Below are 21,035 nucleotides of genomic sequence, written 5' to 3'. Positions count from 1 at the left end.
AATTGAAGGAAAGGTCGGAGGTTATTCACTGTAGCTTTTCTTTAAGATTTTGATATCGGCCAGCAACTTGTCAATATCTTCCGGATTGGTGCCATCGTAAAAGCCGCGTATCCGCTTCTCTTTGTCCACCAATATGAAATTTTCGGTGTGGATCATGTCGTAGGGCCCACCATCTCCATCATTTTTAACGGCCAGGTACGATTTGCGCGCCAGTTCGTAGATCTGTTTCTTGTCCCCGGTCACCAAGTTCCATTTGCTATCGACCACCCCTTTTTCCAAGGCATATTTCTTCAATTGGGGTACCGAATCGATTACTGGGGTCACAGAATGCGACAGAAGCATGATCTCTGGGTCGTTCAGTATGGCATCTTGGATCTCGGCCATATTTTTGGTCATTATGGGGCAAATGGTAGGGCAGGTGGTGAAGAAAAAATCGGCCACGTAAATCTTGTCCTTGTAGTTCGCTTGGGTAATGGTATCCCCATTTTGGTTCACTAGTTTAAAATCTGCAATGGTGTGGTATTTCTTTTTATAGTAAAGTGTACTGTCCACCAACGATTTATCCACCATGGATGGTTGGTACACTGGCAATAGTTTTTCCGGTTGGAGGGCATTGTAAAAAAGGTAGATGATGATGGCGGAAAGACCCAGTAAAACGAGCCCGAACAGTTTGTATTTGGCAAAAAATGAAACCATACCGCAAAATTACGGCCCAGACTACGATTCACCATGATAAAAGTCAAAATTTGGTGCTAAATCTTTCTTAAATACAAGGGCATGCAAATACACCGTTTTTTTATCACTTGCTAAAAGTTTACTTTTGTTCGTTTTAATAAACGCTGTCGAATGACCCCTATATTAATAAAGACCATACAATTCTTTTTAAGTCTCTCCCTACTCATTGTATTGCACGAGCTGGGACACTTTATTCCTGCAAAGCTATTTAAGACTCGGGTCGAGAAGTTTTACCTCTTTTTTGATATCAAATTTTCGCTCTTCAAAAAGAAAATTGGCGAAACCGTTTATGGTATCGGTTGGTTGCCCTTGGGCGGTTATGTGAAGATATCCGGTATGATCGATGAGAGTATGGACACAGAACAGATGCAGCAGGAACCACAACCTTGGGAGTTCCGCAGCAAACCGGCTTGGCAACGTTTGATCATAATGTTGGGCGGGGTAACGGTCAACTTCATTTTGGCAGTGGTTATTTTCATTGGCTTGGTGTTCACGTATGGCGAACAGTATATCGCTGCAGATAGTCTAAAGGATGGTATTTGGGTCACCGATAAGACGCTGGGGGATGCTTTGGGTCTGCAGACCGGAGACAAAATTTTGACCATCGATGGTAAAAAGGTGGAGGCCCTATCGGAAATCATCCCGGGTTTTGCCTTAGGGAATCACTATACCGTGGAGCGAAATGGTGAAGTAATCGAAAAAGAGGTGCCCGTAAATGTTATTCAAACATTGTCCGATGAAGGCGATCGGGATAAAATCAGGTCCCTAATTACGTTTCGAGTGCCTTTTGTGATCAGTGAAGTGCCCAAAAATTCCATCAACAAGGACAGTGGTCTCAAGTCTGGTGATTTTGTGGTTCAAATAGATGGACAGCCGGTAGAATACAAAGATCAGGTGCTTCCCATATTGGAGGCCCATAAAGGGAAGACCGTTCCCGTTGTGGTAAATCGGGGCGGAGAAAAAATAGATTTGAACATAAAGGTGGCCGAAGAAGGAACCTTGGGCGTTTATGTGGGCATGACCCCAGAGGACTACAAGGAAGCAGGCTACCTTGAAATGAAAACCTTGAAGTATAATTTTTTGGAGTCCATTCCGGCAGGTTGGAACAAAGGGGTAAGGACCTTGACGGACTACATCAAAGGGATGAAGAAAATATTCAATCCCGATACCGGGGCCTATAAAGAGGTAGGTGGCTTTGCAGCTATTGGAGGCATGTTTCCCGACACTTGGAACTGGTCGGCTTTTTGGGCCACTACGGCTTTTATTTCCATTATTCTGGCCTTCATGAACATTTTACCCATCCCAGCGTTGGATGGTGGGCACGTTGCTTTTTTATTGTACGAAATGATCACGGGCCGCAAGCCGAGCGATAAATTTTTGGAATATGCCCAAATGATCGGGTTCTTTATTTTGATTGCTTTGTTGTTGTTTGCCAACGGCAACGATCTGTACAAATGGCTTTTTAAATAGAAAAGCGTTTTTTTTCTTTGTAGTGTAATAAAGAATCTGCTATATTTGCACCCGCTTAGGATAAAAATATTCCTCCTTAGCTCAGTTGGTTAGAGCATCTGACTGTTAATCAGAGGGTCCTTGGTTCGAGCCCAAGAGGGGGAGCAAAAAATAAAAAAGCCACACATTTGTGTGGCTTTTTTTGTGCTTATACATATTGAGCTAAAATAGCTTTTCATTGGGCGGTTTTACCCCGGCCAATCTCAAATAGATGGTGGCCTGCCCCCTATGGTGGGTTTGGTGTTCGAACATTTTATCCAATGCTTTTGCCTTGGTCATTTCGAATTGGCCGAAAAGTGTGATCGGATCCGAAAGTTGCTCCGCAGAGATTTGCTGTAACCCTGCAATCACAAAATCGTATCCGGCATTCACCAATTTGATCACATTCGCTTTGGAGGTATCCTCCGTTTTTTCCGATTCGCCAAAACCAACAGGACTTTGAATACCGGCAATGGCAGCTGTAAAACCATAATTGGCATCGGTTATATGCAACATTTGCTCAGCAAAGGAACGAACCTCGGGAGTTGCCTTAAAATCGAATTTATCAGCAGGCATGGCTTCCATATATTCCATGGTGTACGCTTTGGCCCGTTCCCAATCGGCGATTAAGTCAGTTGGATTTTGGGCATTCATGTTGGGCAAGGCCATTAGGGCCACTGCCAGGGTCAAAAGGAATTTGATTTTTTTCATTTGTGAATCATTTAGTTTGTTACTGTTTTTCGGTTGTAGATGTATGAGTTTGTTTCACTTCGGTTAAGTCGTGATGCACTTTCTTCTCATAAAAGCCATGATAAATTAATAAATCTATTCGGTTATTTGGTTCGAATCAACTTTAAATACTTTTTGAACTCCTGTTTCACCTTGGGGAACAAGATCAAAAGCCCGATCATATTGGGGAACACCAAGGCCAAGATCATGGCATCCGAAAATTTGATTACCGCATCCAAAGTTATGGCCGCACCCAAAACGGTGAACAGCAAAAAAATGACTTTATAACTGAGGTCTATCCACTTGCCGCGACCAAAGAGGTATTTCCATGCTTGCAAGCCATAATAGGACCATGACAGGATGGTGGAGAAGGCAAATAGACACACGGCCAACATCAATACATAAGATGACCCGGGGATGGAACTTTCAAACGCCAGAGAGGTAATGTTCACCCCACCCAGTCGGCTGCCATCTGCCAACAAAGCCTGTCCGTTCAGCACATCGCCGTACACAAATACCCCATCCATATTAAAAAGGATGATCACCACCGCGGTCATGGTGCAGATCAGCACGGTGTCGATAAAAGGTTCCAACAAGCCCACCAACCCTTCAGATGCTGGGAAGGCGGTGTTTACGGCTGAGTGTGCAATGGCCGCGGAGCCGGCACCCGCCTCGTTGGAAAAGGCGGCCCTTCGAAACCCTTGGACGAGCACCCCTACAAATCCGCCCGTTATGGTGGCCTTTGGGGTGAAGGCATCCGTAAAAATGGCAGTGAAGGCATCATCTACCCACTCAATTTTGGAGAAAATGATGAACAGGGCGGCTCCCACGTATAAAATAGCCATGAACGGCACTACTTTTTCAGTAACCTTGGCAATTCGTTTTATACCCCCGATGATCACGATTCCGGCCAATAGGGCAAAGACGAGCCCAATGATACTTCCCGAAGCCTCGCCCGAAAGTCCGAACCGTTCAATGATCTGCGCGGCCGCCTGATTGCTCTGGAAGGCGTTGCCACCACCAAAAGAAGCTCCCACGCAGAGTACGGCAAACACTACTGCCAATACTTTTCCCAACCGAGCCAGTCCATTTTCCTTCAATCCTTTGGATAGATAGTACATTGGCCCGCCGTATACATTTCCTATGTTATCAATATCCCTGTATTTTACGCCCAAGGTACATTCCACAAACTTGGAGGACATGCCCAAGAGCCCAGCCAAAATCATCCAAAAGGTGGCTCCCGGACCCCCGATGGAAATGGCCACTGCCACCATGGCGATATTGCCCAAACCTACGGTTCCGGATACGGCAGTGGCCAACGCCTGAAAATGGTTGACCTCACCAAGGTGGGCTTCATCCTTTATGGTGTCCACCAAATCCCCATCCACTTCATATACTTGGGGTTTGATTTGGGATGCGCTTTTTTCCAGGACATCGTACTTACCTCGAACCACTTGAATAGCCGTAGGAAAATGGCGGATGTTCACAAATCCAAAATAAAGGGTAAAGAACAGGGCGCCCACTATTAAAATAATCAGCACCACTGGAATCCCGTGGCCGAAAATGGGAATTTCGGAGAGGATCAAATTCTCCCACCAAACGGCAAAGGGCATGAACGCCTCATTGATCTTTTCGTCCAATCCCTTGGTCTGGGAAAAAACCTGTGGGCTATTTATAAAGAACAATACACTGCATAATAGGATTCTGGCCATAAACTGAATTTTCCATTCAATTTCGATGGCTTGCTTAATCATGAAGCGGTTTGTCGGAAGGAATCTTAAAATGTCAGTAAGTAATCTGCTGACAATGAGGATGTAAGTTACTCATTTTCAATATAAATGTTCTCCTTTGGCAAGAGCAATCTAATTTTACGCTCCCGGTTTTCCGACATTTCGAACAGGGTGTTTTTAAGGGGGGTATAGTGCATGTCCTTGGTCCAGTTCTTCTTTCCAAAAAGGCCATCGAGCAGGGCTTCCACCAATCTTTTTAACTCATTGTGATCATTGATGTCGTAGTTTTTGGACGTGTCAAAATTTTTAGGTTTGATTTCCAGCCAGCCGCCTTCGGAATGCATCTTGCGGTCAGCAAAGGTTTTGAAGAGTTTGTACAGTGCCTGAGTCAGCTGAACGGTTCTTTCAGCATCCCCAGGGAAACCCAGTAAAGCCACTTCATAAATGTTTTTGCCCTTGGATTTTCTTTTTTTTCCGAACGTTAATTTTAGTTGGTGCGGTTGGGGAATAATGGTTTCCGTAAGCTCTTTTACCCAACTCAGGGCCAATGCAAAAAAGAGCATGATCAACGATGTCTTGAATATGGCCGAAAAGAGCAACAGATTAATGGAGTTGCCCATAAACTTATACACTTGGGCCACTAGGGTAACCAAAATGGTTAGCAGGGAAAGCCAACCCAACAAGGGTAAGCGTCTTTTGATGAACGATTCCCATAAAACAAAACCCAAAAAAAGAAGTGTAAGCAGGGCATAATACACATCCAGTTCGTTGATGGTCGATGGAGTGCTCCTCAAAACCATTTTAAGCAAAGTGGGCAATAGGGCAAACGCAAAGGGAATTCCAATGATGTAAGACCAAAACTTGGACTTGATCAATGGGGCAAAGGGTTTGGGCAGATATTTGAACCAGGGCAGGGCCATTAAAATGAACAAGCTGTTCAATAGGGAAAACACACTCCGAAGCCCTTCTTTTAATGGAAGTCCTGTTTCGTCTTGGTGTAACATCAGAATTTCCACCAACCCGGAGCATGCCCAGCACAGTACGGAAAGTGCCAACCAAACAGGGCCATAATCCTTTTGGTTTTTACCAATATGGTACCATATGGACATGAGGGCGACAAACGCAAAAAGACAGACGGTCAATTGCCACCAACCGTAAAAGCCATAAATGGAAATATCAGTTTGGTTTGCCAAGATCAAGTTGAACAAGTAATTAATACTATTGGATGCAGGAATATATTAAAAATAGCTGATTTCATTTTGTTTGGCCCGTCGAATTCAGCTTTACCATAAATTTGACCAAGTACCGATTTGAAAATATTTGTTGGGTCTATAAATGAAAAAGCCACACATTTGTGTGGCTTTTTGTATTGCTGACATTACATATTTATTGTTTCATTTTTCGAAATCAAAGAGGTCTTTAATTTCTACTTCCAAGGCTTGAGCCAAAAGATGTAAATTTACTACTGAAGTACTGATTTCACCTCTTTCTATTCTACCGACCTGATTTTTGGACATCTTGGCATCGGTCTCTAATGCGGTTTGAGATAAACCAACATTTTCCCTCAATTCGCGTAAACGTTCGCCAAAATTCTTTAAAAATCGTAGCTCTTCTTGGGTGTATTTTCTTCGCATGGCCCCAATTTGCATTATTGAAGCAATTATGTAAACCACATGAATGTGGTAATTGGTAAAAATGTGCTAACTTGTTTCCGTTGTTTCGGCATATCCCCTTTCATCTTAACATTTTTCAAATTATGGGCAACAATGTTTTAGGGGAAATCAAAGCATTTTTAGATAGGGGGTCTTCAACTTCACTTGAAATCGTCTTTGGACTATTGGAAATAAAAACCATGGTAAAGGGCGAATTGCTGAAGACTATGGTAAAGCAAAATGGAAGACTAAGAATCCGAAAATCTAAAAATGATAATCGTGCCCAAATGGAAGTGTTGGACAATTTGGTTTTTAATTTTGACTTTTCCTTCCCTTATCCAAAATCATATGAATATTATAAAAGTAATGATCTGGAATTGCCAAGGCCATTAACCTTAGGATCATTAATTATAGATAAGGAATTTATTGAGTTGGAATTTACTATTGACACGCTTGATTCAAAAATAAAAGTAGCCGTTAAACACAGATATAATGAACTACAATTAATAAATCAATAACCAATCTTTATAGCTTAAAGAACAGAAATGTAAGGCACTTTTTTTAAGATATATTATAAATTGTTAAGGCATAGATAAGCATTTGAAAATACCATAGGATTCAACTTGCGCAGTATTAAAATTTGAGCTATTTTTTGCCATTGAAAGCAATACTTTTTTAGCTATCGGATCATCGGTTTTATCTGCCATTTCGTTGTTGATTCTTGCAATTGTTTTTGCCATAAAATCCATGTTGGATTTGGATATTGACTCATAATTTCCTTTGTACTCTAATCTAAAGGTTCTGCTGTAATTATCTCGGAAGTCTATATTTTCAAAATTAATATTGCGACCATTTTTAATAGACCCAACATTAATTGACATAGTAATCGTTTTATTGCATAATTCTTTAAGAGATGTAATCTTATTGGGATAATAAATTATTGTATTTTCAATTTTCAAATTATCCAAATTTGATTTATCCATGGTAATTTTAAAATATTCACGATTACCGTCTGTATAATCCACTTCATAGCTTAGTCGACAATTGCCATCGACAAAGGATAGTTTGTCACGGTAAATCCAATTTAGAAGATGTTTTTGTGAACCCTGTGATATTTGATTTTCATCAGCCATGATATACATGTTCCAATAAAGTTCTTTGTTTTCAAATAAGCTAAGTAGCTTTTTATTTCTCTTAGTTCCAATAATATTGACTCCTTTTTTTATAACATTCATGTTGTTATCATAATTCTTGAAAATATTTTTGTCTTGTTCTATTTGTTTTCTTAAATCAGGTAAAAACTCTTTAAGGCCATCGGCTAGAATTATTAAAGCAATGTTTGTTATTTGAAACTCATTAGGTAAAGGATGAGACAACTTTTCTAATTTATCATCACTTTCTTTTTGATTTTCTGTGGATTGAAGTTTGGTGTAATGTTGAATTTTAAATCCGGCAAAGGCCACAGTCGCTGCTGCGAAAGCGACAAGAATACTAGCGCCTAATGAAATATTTGACCAATTACTTATTATTTTATTATAATCTATTTCAGACATAATAAACCCTTTATTTAATACTGGGGGGTAAGAAACATTTGTCAAGTTATTTAAAAGTTTTCTTTTCCATAATCTATGTTAACAAATATTCTTTTAATATATTCAATTGATTTCTCTTTTTGATAACAGTAAGAACTTAGGATGTTGATTTATTAAGAGTTAATTCACATTTTTATGAAATTAAACTGGTTTGTAATATCATTTTTTATTGGAGTATTGGCAGGAATTATATGTTTCCTTGTTTCAAAAAGCATTTCACTTTCATTGATAATTGGATTTTTGGTATTATTGGTTATGATGCTGTATAACCCTCAAAGGCGTTATATTAAGGCATTTTGGGCTATACTTATTAACTTAATACTTCTTAATAGGGTTGTCTATAAGTTTTTAGGGAAGATTGCAAATGTTTCCTTTGAAATATCCAGTCCTGTTCTTAGTGATACAGTGAGTGTGTCCTTAGTTTTACTATGCATAATTACTTTAATATTTGACTTTATTGAAAGGAATCAAAAAAATGCATCCTCTGGAATCTCAAAAAAGGAAAATAGTTTAGGGTCAATAAAAGGAGATGGGAATAAAATAAATCAAAAAATTGAGTAGCTGGTTTTTCAAAAAAAATAAAATAAACAAAGTTCAAGGGAATAACAATACGATTGTTCAAATAATTAATTCTTTTGGAAAAGAAGAAACAATTGAAATCAAAAAGGTCCTTAAAAAATATTTAGAACCCGATTTTGAAGAAATTGAAAAATTGAAAGAAAAAATTTCTTTTGGTCAAAAGAACTATGAATTGAGTGAAAAAGTTGTTGCTTATCAAGAAAAGGAAGTATTTGATTTAAAAAATGAACTAGCATTAAAGAAGCAGGAAATTATTGATAAGGAAAAACAGTTAAATAGTATACTTTATGACTTGAATGGTAGGGATTTTAGACAAATTTCTAAGATTCAAGCAAAAGCATATGAAGCCTTCCTTGGAGGAAATTTAGATAAAGCTCTTTCAATACTTAAAATTGAAAAATTATCAAAACAGACATATGAGTTATTAAAAGTTAATGAAGAATATTCAGATTTATGGTTATTAAGAGCTAAACTTTTATTTGCTGAGGGTAGTCATAATCAAATTGCAAATTGCATCACAAATGCCTTAAAATTAAATCCTAGCCCGAAAAATTACTTCACTTCCATTGAATTGTTGTCTCAAATAAAATGTTTTAGTGAAGTAGAAAAACATTTAAAAGAATTGGCAAATAGACAACTTGAAATTAGTGATCAAGTTAAAGTTAATATGGCGTTTGGTTGGTTATATTATTATAAAAATAAAATTGAGAATGCGGTATTACATTTGACTAAAGCAAAAGAAGCATTAGTAAAACTGTCTCAGGATAACTGCGGCAAATATTTGACTATCTATGCTAAGGTTTTAACAGATTTGGGAGAAGCAAAAAGTAAGTTAGGATTTTATAAAGAAGCAGAATGTTTGTTTTTAAAATCTTTGGAGAATCAAGAACCGATGAGCAAGATTGATTCTGAAAATGATGCCATTTTAGCAATGATAACATTGAACAACTTGGGAAATCTATTTTATAAGGAGGCTGAGTTCAAAAAGGCAAAGAAATTCCTAAAAATAGCTATCGAAGTTGTAAATGCAAATAAGGATATACCATCTGTTGAATATTTACGCTTGAAGGGATTAATATTTCGCAATTTAGGAAACGTTGAAAGGGAGCTGATGCAATCAATTAAGGCGGAAAATGCACTAAATAGCTCTTTAACGATATTTGAGGAATTGGTCAATGTAAATCCAGGCACATTCTTATATGAATATTGTTATATAAATGGAGATTTAGGTGTTTTTTTCAAACAAAACGGCAGACTTACAGAGGCCAAACAAAAATATATTGAATCAGTAAATGCAGCAAAAACCTTGGCAAGTATTCAACCTGAAACCTATTTGCCACTTTTAGCAATTAATTTAAATAATTATGGAAATTTATTAGTTAAAACAGGCAATTTAGATGACGCATATTTTTCTGCACAAGAAGCATTAGAAATTAGACAAAGACTTTTTGAAAATGAGCCTAGAAGATATGCAAAAGACTTAGTGGTATCTCATATTAATCTCTCAAATATTAACATAAAACAAACGAATTATTCTCAAGCAGAGGAAAACCTTTGTGAAGCAATAAAGATTGCTGATAGGTATTTTGATTTCAGGAATAAGGATAGTGTGTTGAAGTATGCAGGCACAAAACTTAATATTGCTTTTTTGTATCAAGAATTTATTAAAAACAAAGAGTTGTCAATAAAAAACGCAAATGAAACCATAGATTTGTTAAGAGAACTAGAAGATTTGCCTTTGGCAAATAATCAAATAGAAAAAGCTTTTGGAATCTTAAGAAAATGGCAATAAAATAATAGAAATTAGGGATGCAATTTGGAGTACAATGGAATAGATATTTTTTTAAAGTGCAGGATATCAAACATTTTCTTTCTTTGGTTCGAGCCCAAGAGGGGGAGCAAAAACAAAAAAAGCCACACTTTTGTGTGGCTTTTTTATCAATGTATTGAAATTTTATTTTTTAATGCCGGGCACACCTTCGGGTCGTACGGTTTGCCAATGGAAGGTTTCCGCTGCCTTTTTCACTGGGGCAATCTCGTCCAAGGTGTTGGCATCATACACCTTTCCGTTTTTGATCACATACTTTATGGTGTTGGTGTTCCGGATGTTGTCCAACGGGTTTTGGTCTAGAATTACCAAATCGGCCAATTTACCGGCCTCAATACTGCCCAGGTCCTTGTCCAAACCTAGCGCTTCGGCACCAAAAATCGTGGCCACTTTAAGTGCATCCTTGTTGTCCATGCCGCCACTGGCCACCGACCACAGTTCCCAATGGTATCCCAAACCTTGCAACTGCCCATGGCTACCCACGCCACCAATACCATCGGCCTCCACCAAATCCTTCATGAATTCGGCATGCTTCATAAATACATGCTCCTCCGGCATAAACCAAGCACTTCTTCGACGTGATTTCTCTGCCAGTTCTTCGTAGGGTGTAAAATATTGTAACTTTTTATCGTTGTACGGCTCTTCCGTAGCATAGTAATAATTTTCAGCCCATGGTCCGCCATACGATACCAAAAGGGTAGGGGTGACCGCCATTTTGGATTCGGCAATGCTCTGCACCGCATCTTTATATATGGGATAAATCGGTAACGAATGTTCATGGCCTGGGTACCCATCCAATAGTTGGGTCATATTGAGTTTGAAATCGAGCCCTCCTTCGGTAGTGGGCATGAGTTCCAACTCTTTGGCAGCCATTATGATCCACTGGCGCATTTGTCTATTCCCCACCAAATACATTTTTATACTCTTGGTGTCGTAATACTCACTGTACTGTTTCAATACATCCTTGGCATGCTCCAAGGATTTGATCTTATAGGCCCAGTAGCCCACACCGGGTCCTGTGCTGTACACACGTGGGCCGGGCATCATACCAGCATCGACCATATCGGAATAGGTGAGTACATCGGTGGTTGCCGTTTGTGGGTCACGCGTGGTGGTCACGCCATAGGCCAAATTGGCCGCATAGATCCATATTTGATTTTTATGGATGCCCCAATTGGGCCACATGTGGGCATGGGTATCCACAAAACCGGGCGTGATCGTTTTACCGGATGCATCTATTTCCAGGGTTCCTTTGGGAACGTTCAAAGAACCGGAAGCACCCACCGCTTTAATGCGGTTGTTTTCAATCAGGATGTCGCCTTTTTCAATGACTTGATCATTTTTCATGGTGATGATGCGGGCTCCTTTCAACAAAATGTTTCCTTTTGGAATGTCTTTGGTATAGCTAACGGACACTTTCAGTTCCTTGGCCATATAGCCTTTGTCCTCCTCTTTTTCCTTATCTTCCTTATCCTTTTCTTCATCTTCTTTTTTCTCCTTGTCCTTCAAGTCCTCAGCAGCTTTTTTTACTGCTGCCACACTATCGGCATAGGCTTCTGCCGCAGGAATGTTGTAGATGAAGTGACTGGCACCCAACGACCAGTGAACATCTTTGCTGTTACCTTCCCACGCAGGAAACTCCCCACCCATAACGGTGAGTTTTTTGGCCGGAAAGGCAGCTTTGTCGGCATCGGCTACAGAGATTTTTGGCGTTTTTCCAAATTTTGGAATGGTAACCGTATAAATATCATTGTTGATCTTGGCCAATGCCGTTGTGCCATCCGGAGATATTTTGATTTCAGAAGGTGCTGAAGATTTATCCTGGGGTTCTTGGTATTGTTCCGAGCCCGGCAGTATGTTGTGTCCTCCATTGTGGTCATGGAATCCGAATGAGGATGACCCAAAGGTGGTGATACCACTCAGTTCCAAATGTTCCTTTTGATCGGTACCGTCCCAACGAATGGAAATCAAGGCGCGATCTTTGTTGAGGTAGATACGGTCATCCACTTTGGTGAAATGCGGATTGGAACGACCTTCAGCCTTATCGATTAAAGTTGCTTTGCCGCCATCGGCAGGAATCCAGGCCAAATCTTCTTGGGCGCCTTGGGCCCTAGGCCCAATAGCATCTCGGTATACTTGGGCGGTACCGCGGGTAAACACAATTCGATTGCTTTTGTAGGACCAGGCGGGGTTGGAATACAATGCTGCTTCCTGAGTTAATTTTTGTGCCCTGCCCCTTCCGTTGGCGCTGATTTTGTAGAGGTGTCCACCTTCAGTTTCCCATGTGGCAAAAACAATACTTTCTCCGTTAGGAGACCATGCCGGTTGCGCTTCGGTAAAATTATTATTGGTCAAACGTTTGGGTGTGCCATCCGGTAAATCCATCACGTATAAACGGTTCAATGCCGTAAAGGCGAGTTTGGTCCCATCCGGAGAGGGCACCGCATCCCGTATTTGGGTCACCAGTGCCTCGGGGGTATCCTCTATGGGATATTTGAAGGATAGCTGGGGACCCATTTCCAAGTTTACGTCCACTTCGAAGGGTATTTCCGTGGCCACATTGGAATCGATGTTGATCTTGTATATTTTGCCACCGTAGCTGGCAACGAGATTTTTGCTATCCGGCGTAAATGCCATCGCAGGCAACACACCCAGCGGCGCAATGGATTCCTGTTCGTCACGCTGAACGGGATAGGCCAACCAACGTTCATCGCCATTTTCCAAATTACGAAGTACCAGACCGGTTTCGGTTTCGAACCGACTGCCGAAGACCAACCATTTTCCATCCGGTGAAAGGGTGGGTGTAAAGGCAGACCCATAACGAGAGGTAATGGTGGAAAGTTCCCCATCTTCCATGTCATAGGTGCCCAATTGGTATTGGGGCAACTGGGCATTGTAGTTCCATGCCCTGGATCGTTGTGAAAAATAGATCAATTTCCCATCGGGACTGAACTCGGGGTCAATGGCCTTCAGGTTTTCCGGCTTGTCAATGAGTTGAACCCCACCGCCACCATCTTTGTGGTACAGGTGCAATTTGATGTTTCTTCGACCCTTGGCTCCCACAATATACTGTCCGTCAGGGCTCCAATCGGCCGCAAAGTAATTTTGGTCGCTATCCTTGGTAATCTGTTTGGTCTCTTTGGATGCCAGCTCCATGGTCCAGATATTGTCCGACCCGCTTTTATCGGAAATGAACACAATGGATTTGCCATCGGGACTGAATCGGGGGTGTACATCGTAAGCCATTCCTTCGGTTACTTTTGTGGCTTTCCCTCCTTGCATGGGAATGGTGTACAAATCGCCCATCATGTCAAAAATGATGGTGGTGCCATCGGGGCTCACATCCAAGGACAACCATGTGCCTTCTTGAGTGGTAAAGGAAATGGTTCTTTCCGGCTCCAGGGGAAGTTCCTTGGTGGCCTTTTTGGTGCTATCGGGCTCTTCCTTGTTTTCTTGGGCAAATAGGGTTGGAATTGCAATGAACAAACTCAATAGCAATAGGGTGCAGTTTTTTCTCATGTAGTCGTTCGGTTTTTGTTTCAGAGCAGGTAAGGTATGAAAAATTATTATTGGGAAAAATCAAAAGGTTTCACCTTTATGTGGTGGAAAATGCGAAGTAGTATTGGCAGTAAAAAGACTGCTTCTTGGTTGTCCGGGAAAAGTGTTTTGACAGCTACAGGTTTTTCGAATCGGCCACCTTTGTTTTGGCCAATTGATTTAGGTTGATTTCATATAGTCGAGATGAAGGTTTTTTGGAAAACTCCTCTTCAACAAGCCCACCCAGCACATAAAGTTTGTTTTGGTAATAATGCAGATTGGGATTGTTGATGAAAAGGTCAATATCATAGGCCGTTAAGGTTGCCTTCTTGGTATCATAAATATGGAGTTTACCGAAATTATAAATGTAGATGGTTCCGTTGTGCTTGGTGATACTGGGTTTCTCCATGGCATAAAACAGATCACCTTCTTTTTTCCATGTTCCCGTCTCAAGGTCCAAGGATTCTATTTCCGAAAGGGGTTTACCGTTGAAACCGCCAATCAAAAAGACCTTGTCCTCAATGATGACACCATCTGTTTCCTTGGGTTTGGTCATCGTTGCCAGTTCATACCAATACCCATTAGTAGCGTTAAAAAAGTGGCACTTATCGGTAAAAACCTTACGGCCATCCTTCGTCATTTTATTGGATCCGCCCATTACCAATAAATTGTCGTTATAAGCAAATGAAGCAAAATCCACAGCCTGATGGGGGTTAACATTATCCATTATGATTTGGAGGGAATCCAGACTGAGTATTTCTATAGTGTTCAATAAATATTCTTTGGATTTATTGTTAGCCACCCGTTTGCCGCCAAGCGCATAAATCTTATCATTGATAATATTGATTTGATGGTGGGAACGGTTCTCAAATTCGATGGGTGAGGTGTGCCATTGATCGGAAAGGATGTCATAGACCTGCAACTCGTTGTTGTAACCTTGGTAGCTTCCATTGGGGTCAAGTTCGTCCAATACAGCAAGAATGCCTCCCGTAGGGTTATTTATACTCGCAGCTTCGATCGCTTCTCTCATGGTATCCTCCGTATAGGATTCACTGCCTCCTATCACGTAAATCTTGTCGTCAATTAGAGTAGAACCAAAAGCAAAAAGGCCCCTCTTTAAACGCGAAAGTTCCTTGTACCTCAATTTTTGCTGCAGTTTTCTTTTTCCATCTACAATGACCTCTCCCAATTCGTTGGTCAGTTCGGATAGCATTATCGTGTTAGGATTAGTGTCCAAAAGGTCGGACAGGGCCAGTTTTAAGGTTCGGTAACCAACAATGGAGAAGGTCAGGCTATCCGATTGACTTGTTGGAGCATTGATTCGGAGCCTAAATTTTCCCTTATCGTTGGTGGCCGTTCCTATTTTCGTGTTTTCAATATAAATATTGACATTCTCCAGAGGTATTTCGGTTGCTTTGTCCAGCACCGTACCGCTCACTTGCTGTGCCAATCCTGATTGAGGGAAACCTATTAGGCATATAAATAGAAGAAAACTGGTTATGGGGAACCAAAGCAACTTATAGGCCATGGTAAATAAAGGTTTAGTGTTTGTACCTACAAGGTATAGGATCTTGGATTTTTAAACCAGCTTAGAAGGAAGTATTAACATAAATTTCATGTTTTATTTTCTGACCAAAGGAATGCCAATGGGCCTATTGGAAAACAAAGACACTAGGTTTTCCCTAGGGCTTTTTTACAGCTCCATCTTAATGTGTTGGGAAAAGGAAAACACATCGTTAAATCAACTCAAACAGTAACTCTTTGGGTTTTCTCACTTTTTTCGGAATTGCGTATGGTCTTCGGATGACAGGTAACCGATCGGTCATGTAAAATCTGTTTGTAACAGGCCGTAATACAGTAAATCGACCAATTCTCCTGATGTTGTTCGGTAATCGTCCCGTAACAATCCTTCTTTTTTAAACCCAGTTTTTTCAGCAACGGCGATCGCCGAACCATTTGTAGGATGGGTTCTTAAAAAGAGCTTATGAAAACCATGATGCTCAAAACAATGTTTACAAACAAGATGAAATGCTTTGGACGCAATGCCTTTGCCCTCATATTGGGCATCTATAAATAGTCCCAATTCAGTTTTGGGAATGTTCCAATCGATGTTTTTAAGATCGATAAAACCTGCAATCGTATTGGATTTTTTATCGATAAGGACATAGGGGATGTACGTTTTGTTCTTGATTTTTTGCCCCACATCGTCAAGAAATATTTTAGTGGCATCAATGGTCTGGGTCTTGGCCACGATACCAGCAAAAAATTGTTCAAGTCTACTTTGGTTGTTTTCCATTAAATGAAAAAAAGCATCATGATCGGATGCTTTTAGAAGCCTTAAACAATAAGTGTCAAAGTTCATTCTGCTTTGTTGATCGCTTTTTAATGTAGATTACAATTTTACATAAAGTTGGACATCAACTTTATTGCCATGCGGAAAGAATTGAATATGCTTTTCAAGACCATTATCGATGACCGTTACAATATACGGTTTTTCCATTGACCAGCTATTGCTCCAACGGTTGGAGTTTTTTCGCTTGACATAGGTCATGCCATTTCTTAAACCTCCTGTATATGCTGCTCCATTGGGTTCTACACCCTGAATAATTTTTTCCTTGGCCGATCTTGACACGTCAAAACCAGGATCGAACAACCGGACTGTTCGATCGGTTAACACGTAACCTTCAAAAGCATCGGGTTCCAAGGGTATATTTTTCCCATTGATGATAAAGTCTTCAATATCTTGTTCAAAGTTCAATGAAAACGTGTTCCCGTAGTCAAAAACATCCGCATAAGAAATCTTGCCATCTGCAATCGTGCATCTTTCAAATAAAAACTGGAACATTTTTTTAAGACTGGACCCTTTTTTTGAAAGTTGGTGGTCCCAACGTAGTGCAATAAGTGATCCCCGATAATAGCTTAACTTCTTTTGTGCAGCACCAAAATTATCCCGGGCGGCAATTTCCTCATAGGATTCGTTGGCACTTGGGTTATTATTGATGCTGATAATGTCATTATTGAACAGCTCCACAAACTGATCTTCCGAAATAGTTTCATTTTGCAACAGTATTTTTCTGGAAAAATATTCGGTGAATCCTTCGTGTAACCACTCATGCTTAAAATCAATTTCTCCTTTTAAAGTGGGCAAAAACATTTTGTTGGGCAGCCAGTTATGAAAATATTCATGGGAAATGAGGTCCTGGATATGTCCTGCAGTTTCATTTGCATCCACAAAACAATAAAAAAGATGTGGTATCGAGGCCCCGGCCAACAATCCGGTTCTTGGTAGAATCGTAATATGATAGAATGATTGTTCCCTATCACTGAAAAACTCCTTTTCCGCTTTGAGTGTTTCTTTGAGTTGTTTAAAAAATTCCGCTTTATCAAAATTGAATTCCCCATTAATGAATACCGAATAATCCATTCCCTCAAGATCAAAGGTTATTTGGGACGCTGCATCCGAAGTGCCTCCGAATCCGGCGGAAATCAGATCTTCGTAGCTGGATTCCAACGCTATGGCATCAATATGCTCTGATAACGAGGAATACATGATCCATTTAGGATCATCACTTTTCATTGAAATTTTGTAAGTCAATTTTTTTTCCAACGGATATATGGGCAACAACCATTGACAACCGGCCATATAAAAAAATGAACTGGATACGTTCGGTGCGTAGGAATACTTGTCCAGCTCTTCGGGGTCATAGTTTATTTGGTAGGATAGGTGTATTTCACAGTCCGAATTGGGGGCTATTTTCCGATAGTTGGTACCTATCTCCAAAATCTTTGTGCCATTTTTAACCTGAAAAGATTTTACCCATTGGTGAAGATTTGGGGTGCCGTAATAATCGAAGGGCAAAAACACTTTATGAATCGAATCGGACCCGTATTCTAGATCCACATGAAATTCCAATTGATCATTAACGGTAACCACACCAAGGGTATAATAAACCGTGTCTTTTTGAATATGGGTATTATCCGTTTGCTTTTTTTCTTGTATGGGAAAAAGGGTTATAACGGAGTATATCAGGATCAGGATGGTATTTTTCATTGTTCCATCAGTTTTAAGGAGTCGGGCATTAGGTTTTTGAAGTTCCTCATACAGTTTTCCGTTTGCTTTTTTTCTTTTTATAATGATCTTTGGATGCGATATAGATTTCCCTTTCAACTTCGGCATAAACCGCTTTTGATTTATCCGTAATGTTGACATGCAACTTGTAGGTCTTCTCGTTGTGATTTGCTATGTCGGTCTTTATGCTTTCAATAAATTCGTCGGATAAAATAAAATCTGCAAACATGGTTTGGTTTCCTGGGCGTTTGAATTTTATGGAAGCAGCCTTGTCCCATACCACATAATTTTCCCCTAAAATTGTAATCAATTGGATCATAAAAATCGGATCTGTGGCGGAGGACATGGCCCCTCCAAACAAGGTGCCCTTATAGTTTCTGTTTTTATAGGTCAAAGGAATCTTTACCTTAACAACCTGCAGATTGTCCGAAACAAAATATACGCTCCCCGTACTTCTTTTATAGGCCGAGTCAAATTTGAAGGTATATTTGAAAATGGTGCTTTTTTTGAAGAACCGTTCTAAAATCTTGATGGTGTTGGTGTTCATTATAATTGAAGCTTTGGTGGCCTTTCCGACTATGGGGCCACTTTTTTATTTGATGGCCACCCCTTTTATTTGGGGCGTAATGGGTATAAATGGAGAATACAGACTGTATTGTTCTATATGAAGGGAATTGAAACCAGCATGCTCCAGCAAATCCTTGGTGTCCCGATTTGTGTTGCAACCCTCAAAAAACCAATGCCAAGGTTTATGTAACAAGTTTTGGATAAAGGCCAGCATGGATTTTTCTTTGGCTTTTACATGTTCGATAAATACAAATCTGCCCGACGGTCTTAGAATACGTTTAATTTGATCGATACATTGAACAGGGTTGCCCACAGTGCAAAGCACTAGGGTACAAACTACAAAGTCATAAGAATTTGATGGTAGGTCTATGGATTCTCCCACCAGAGTTTTAATTTCCAGATCCACACCATATTTGTCAGCACTTTTTCTGAGGTTTTTGTGCATATGTACATTGGGCTCTATGGCAATTAGGCGTGTTCCTTTTTTAATATAACGCATATTGGCACCAGCCCCGGGGCCTATTTCAACCACCGTTGGAGGGTGGTCTTTAAAAAGCTCCCTTTTTGATTTCCCAAACAGATGATCCATATATCCCGAAAGCATCTTGAACATCCAAGAATTGATTGGACCAAGAATGTTGTTGTTTTTATAAGTCGAACCCATTTTAAAAGTTGATGTTGTTTTTGTACAGGTCACCCTGCAGATATTTTAGGCCGGAATCGCATATAACGGTTACTATTTTTTTATTGGGTCCGAGGATTTTTGCCCGTTGTAACGCAGCCCATACATTGGCACCCGAAGTGGCGCCGCCAAAAATTCCTTCTTTTTGGGCGAGTTGGTTCGCTGCTCTATAAGCATCCGCATCCGATACGGCAATTATATCGTCTATTAGATCTTTTCTTAAGATCGATGGGGTGAACGAAAGTCCGATACCTTCCAACTTATGTGTGCCACTGGTATCCCCACCGGATATGTTTCGAACATGCAAGGGTTCTACCGCTATGGTTTTTAAATTGGGAATCTTTTCTTTCAATATTTCAGAGTTTCCAGAAATGCATCCTCCGCCACCAACAGCCATCACAAACTCGTCAAATTCGGTCCCCAGATCAGAAATAATCTCGTGCGCCATACCGTAATATCCTCTTTTATTATCGGGATTGTTGATTTGGTCCGTCCAATATGTATTCGGTTCATCGATCAATTCTTTGGCCCGTCGAATCATTGTATTGATCACTTCTGCTGTAAGTTTTCCATTCTTGGCCGGAACAAGTTCTACAGTGGCCCCAAAAGCTCTCATGGTTTGGATTTTCTCCTCTGCAAATCCATCGGAAGAAACAAAGTGTGCCCGATATCCTTTTTTGGCACAGATCATGGCCAAGGAACTTCCGGTGCTACCACCGGTGTATTCGACTACCTTGAATCCTTTTTTTAATTCACCTCTTTTTTCGGCCCCCTCTATCATGGAAAGCGCCATACGATCTTTCATGCTACCCGTGGGGTTGGCACCCTCAAACTTTACATATATGTCGGCAGAGCTCTCATTTGTAAGGTTGTTCAGTTTGATCAGTGGTGTGTTTCCTATTGCATTCATGTTTTCCTGTTTTTTAAAATATTTAAGCATACCCATACCGTTAAAAACAAAGTTGATCACAAAATGGACAACGGCGGGGTGCCGAGCAATTCTTCCAGTACCCATGAAAATTGTAATGAACTTTTAGTAGGGTCTTGACAGCATCCAATTATTTAAACAGACTAGACGGTACAAATATATAATTAATATTTATTATACCAACTAGTCTGTTATAATTTCTGGATATTCAATATATTTGTTTTATGGCAAGAAATGGAAAACCAACTCGTGACAAAATCTTATCTGAAACTAAAAACCTGGTTTATTGCAATGGATTTTCGGGTACCAGCATAGATCAAATTCTCGATAAAACTGGGATTACCAAAGGGGCATTTTTTTATCATTTCAAGACCAAAAACGCATTGGCTAAAGCTTTGATCGAAACATATGCCAAGGAAGATCTGTCTCATTTGGAATCGGCATTGCAGGCTACAGAGATATTAAAGGACACCCCGCTTAAAAGGCTTTTGGAATTTATTCAGTTGTTTATAGATATGATGAAGAAACTTGAAGAACCTCCAAGCTGTCTCTATGCTTCATACATGTATGAGTCCAATCAATTTGATAGTGAGACCTTGAATATAGTGGCGGAGTCCATTCTTGAATGGCGTAATGCCTTCACAGAACTCCTCAATAGCGTATTGGTAGAAAAGAAACCCAAAAAGAGGGTTGATGTTCAATCATTGTCCGATCAGTTTGTTGTAATTTTTGAAGGCGGTTTTGTGGTTTCCAAGGCACTGACCGATCCTGATATTACAGCGCAACAGCTACAACATTTAAAAAACTATCTGGAATTATTATTTGAGTAAATGGGCCGCTCCTTGAAAATATCCAAGATTTATAAATATAAAAGCCCATGGATAACCAAGGGCTTTTTTACTGCTCAATCTTAATGTAT

Annotated in this window: 18 protein-coding genes and 1 tRNA gene; 6 read left to right on the top strand and 13 right to left on the bottom strand. The window is 40.2% G+C overall.

Annotation, left to right across the window (positions count from 1 at the left end; all coding sequences use genetic code 11):
• Positions 1 to 21: 21 nt before the first annotated feature.
• Positions 22 to 696, bottom strand: a complete 675-nt coding sequence (locus EO131_RS12900) for an SCO family protein (protein ID WP_127022802.1) — start codon at positions 694 to 696, stop codon at positions 22 to 24.
• Positions 697 to 846: 150 nt separating this feature from the next.
• Here EO131_RS12900 and rseP point away from each other — a divergent pair, with 150 nt between their 5' ends.
• Together rseP and EO131_RS12890 are read left to right on the top strand one after the other, a co-directional pair.
• Complete coding sequence (gene rseP / locus EO131_RS12895) at positions 847 to 2,205, top strand: RIP metalloprotease RseP (RefSeq protein WP_127022799.1); 1,359 nt, start codon at positions 847 to 849, stop codon at positions 2,203 to 2,205.
• Positions 2,206 to 2,275: 70 nt separating this feature from the next.
• Positions 2,276 to 2,349, top strand: a tRNA-Asn gene (locus EO131_RS12890).
• Positions 2,350 to 2,406: 57 nt separating this feature from the next.
• Here EO131_RS12890 and EO131_RS12885 read toward each other — a convergent pair.
• From EO131_RS12885 to EO131_RS12870, 4 genes are all read right to left on the bottom strand, one after another.
• Entirely contained in the window at positions 2,407 to 2,934 is a 528-nt protein-coding gene (locus tag EO131_RS12885; RefSeq protein ID WP_127022795.1) for a DinB family protein, read from the bottom strand.
• 122 nt (positions 2,935 to 3,056) lie between these two features.
• Positions 3,057 to 4,664, bottom strand: coding sequence for an alanine/glycine:cation symporter family protein (locus EO131_RS12880; protein ID WP_206512892.1), 1,608 nt, complete (start codon positions 4,662 to 4,664; stop codon positions 3,057 to 3,059).
• A 107-nt stretch (positions 4,665 to 4,771) separates the two neighbouring features.
• Entirely contained in the window at positions 4,772 to 5,890 is a 1,119-nt protein-coding gene (locus tag EO131_RS12875) for a hypothetical protein (protein ID WP_127022789.1), read from the bottom strand.
• Positions 5,891 to 6,076: 186 nt separating this feature from the next.
• The gene (locus EO131_RS12870) at positions 6,077 to 6,316 is read right to left on the bottom strand and encodes a helix-turn-helix domain-containing protein (protein ID WP_127022786.1); all 240 of its coding nucleotides are present in this window, start codon (positions 6,314 to 6,316) and stop codon (positions 6,077 to 6,079) included.
• 122 nt (positions 6,317 to 6,438) lie between these two features.
• On the opposite strand from EO131_RS12870, the gene EO131_RS12865 reads away from it, so the two are divergent.
• The gene (locus tag EO131_RS12865; RefSeq protein ID WP_127022783.1) at positions 6,439 to 6,852 is read left to right on the top strand and encodes a hypothetical protein; all 414 of its coding nucleotides are present in this window, start codon (positions 6,439 to 6,441) and stop codon (positions 6,850 to 6,852) included.
• A 63-nt stretch (positions 6,853 to 6,915) separates the two neighbouring features.
• Here the strand turns inward: EO131_RS12865 and EO131_RS12860 are convergent, their stop codons facing one another.
• Positions 6,916 to 7,887, bottom strand: coding sequence for a hypothetical protein (locus EO131_RS12860; protein ID WP_127022780.1), 972 nt, complete (start codon positions 7,885 to 7,887; stop codon positions 6,916 to 6,918).
• 174 nt (positions 7,888 to 8,061) lie between these two features.
• On the opposite strand from EO131_RS12860, the gene EO131_RS12855 reads away from it, so the two are divergent.
• Together EO131_RS12855 and EO131_RS12850 are read left to right on the top strand one after the other, a co-directional pair.
• Positions 8,062 to 8,487 (top strand): hypothetical protein, encoded by a 426-nt coding sequence (locus EO131_RS12855; RefSeq protein ID WP_127022777.1) that lies wholly within the window; start codon positions 8,062 to 8,064, stop codon positions 8,485 to 8,487.
• Positions 8,480 to 10,297, top strand: a complete 1,818-nt coding sequence (locus EO131_RS12850) for a tetratricopeptide repeat protein (RefSeq protein ID WP_127022774.1) — start codon at positions 8,480 to 8,482, stop codon at positions 10,295 to 10,297. The genes EO131_RS12855 and EO131_RS12850 overlap by 8 nt, the downstream gene beginning before the upstream one ends.
• A gap of 162 nt (positions 10,298 to 10,459) precedes the next feature.
• Here EO131_RS12850 and EO131_RS12845 read toward each other — a convergent pair whose 3' ends face one another.
• The 7 genes from EO131_RS12845 to EO131_RS12815 all read right to left on the bottom strand — a co-directional run bounded on the left by EO131_RS12845 (position 10,460) and on the right by EO131_RS12815 (position 20,098).
• Positions 10,460 to 13,852: an amidohydrolase family protein gene (locus EO131_RS12845; protein WP_127022771.1), complete on the bottom strand. Its 3,393-nt coding sequence runs from the start codon at positions 13,850 to 13,852 to the stop codon at positions 10,460 to 10,462.
• Positions 13,853 to 14,006: 154 nt separating this feature from the next.
• Entirely contained in the window at positions 14,007 to 15,398 is a 1,392-nt protein-coding gene (locus EO131_RS12840) for a Kelch repeat-containing protein (RefSeq protein WP_127022768.1), read from the bottom strand.
• Between the two features lie 294 nt (positions 15,399 to 15,692).
• Entirely contained in the window at positions 15,693 to 16,232 is a 540-nt protein-coding gene (locus tag EO131_RS12835; protein ID WP_127022765.1) for a GNAT family N-acetyltransferase, read from the bottom strand.
• Positions 16,233 to 16,262: 30 nt separating this feature from the next.
• Positions 16,263 to 17,921, bottom strand: a complete 1,659-nt coding sequence (locus EO131_RS12830) for a M61 family metallopeptidase (RefSeq protein WP_164731690.1) — start codon at positions 17,919 to 17,921, stop codon at positions 16,263 to 16,265.
• Between the two features lie 46 nt (positions 17,922 to 17,967).
• Positions 17,968 to 18,486, bottom strand: a complete 519-nt coding sequence (locus tag EO131_RS12825; RefSeq protein WP_127022759.1) for a DUF4442 domain-containing protein — start codon at positions 18,484 to 18,486, stop codon at positions 17,968 to 17,970.
• Positions 18,487 to 18,531: 45 nt separating this feature from the next.
• Complete coding sequence (locus EO131_RS12820; protein ID WP_164731689.1) at positions 18,532 to 19,119, bottom strand: class I SAM-dependent methyltransferase; 588 nt, start codon at positions 19,117 to 19,119, stop codon at positions 18,532 to 18,534.
• Positions 19,120 to 19,171: 52 nt separating this feature from the next.
• Entirely contained in the window at positions 19,172 to 20,098 is a 927-nt protein-coding gene (locus tag EO131_RS12815; protein WP_127022753.1) for a PLP-dependent cysteine synthase family protein, read from the bottom strand.
• Between the two features lie 242 nt (positions 20,099 to 20,340).
• On the opposite strand from EO131_RS12815, the gene EO131_RS12810 reads away from it, so the two are divergent.
• Positions 20,341 to 20,946, top strand: coding sequence for a TetR/AcrR family transcriptional regulator (locus EO131_RS12810; protein ID WP_127022750.1), 606 nt, complete (start codon positions 20,341 to 20,343; stop codon positions 20,944 to 20,946).
• Positions 20,947 to 21,035 lie beyond the last annotated feature (89 nt).

Source organism: Flagellimonas beolgyonensis (genome assembly GCF_003992615.1).
GTDB classification, from domain to species: domain Bacteria; phylum Bacteroidota; class Bacteroidia; order Flavobacteriales; family Flavobacteriaceae; genus Flagellimonas; species Flagellimonas beolgyonensis.
The sequence above is the reverse complement of the archived record's forward strand: the minus strand, read 5'-3'. Positions and strand labels throughout refer to the sequence as shown.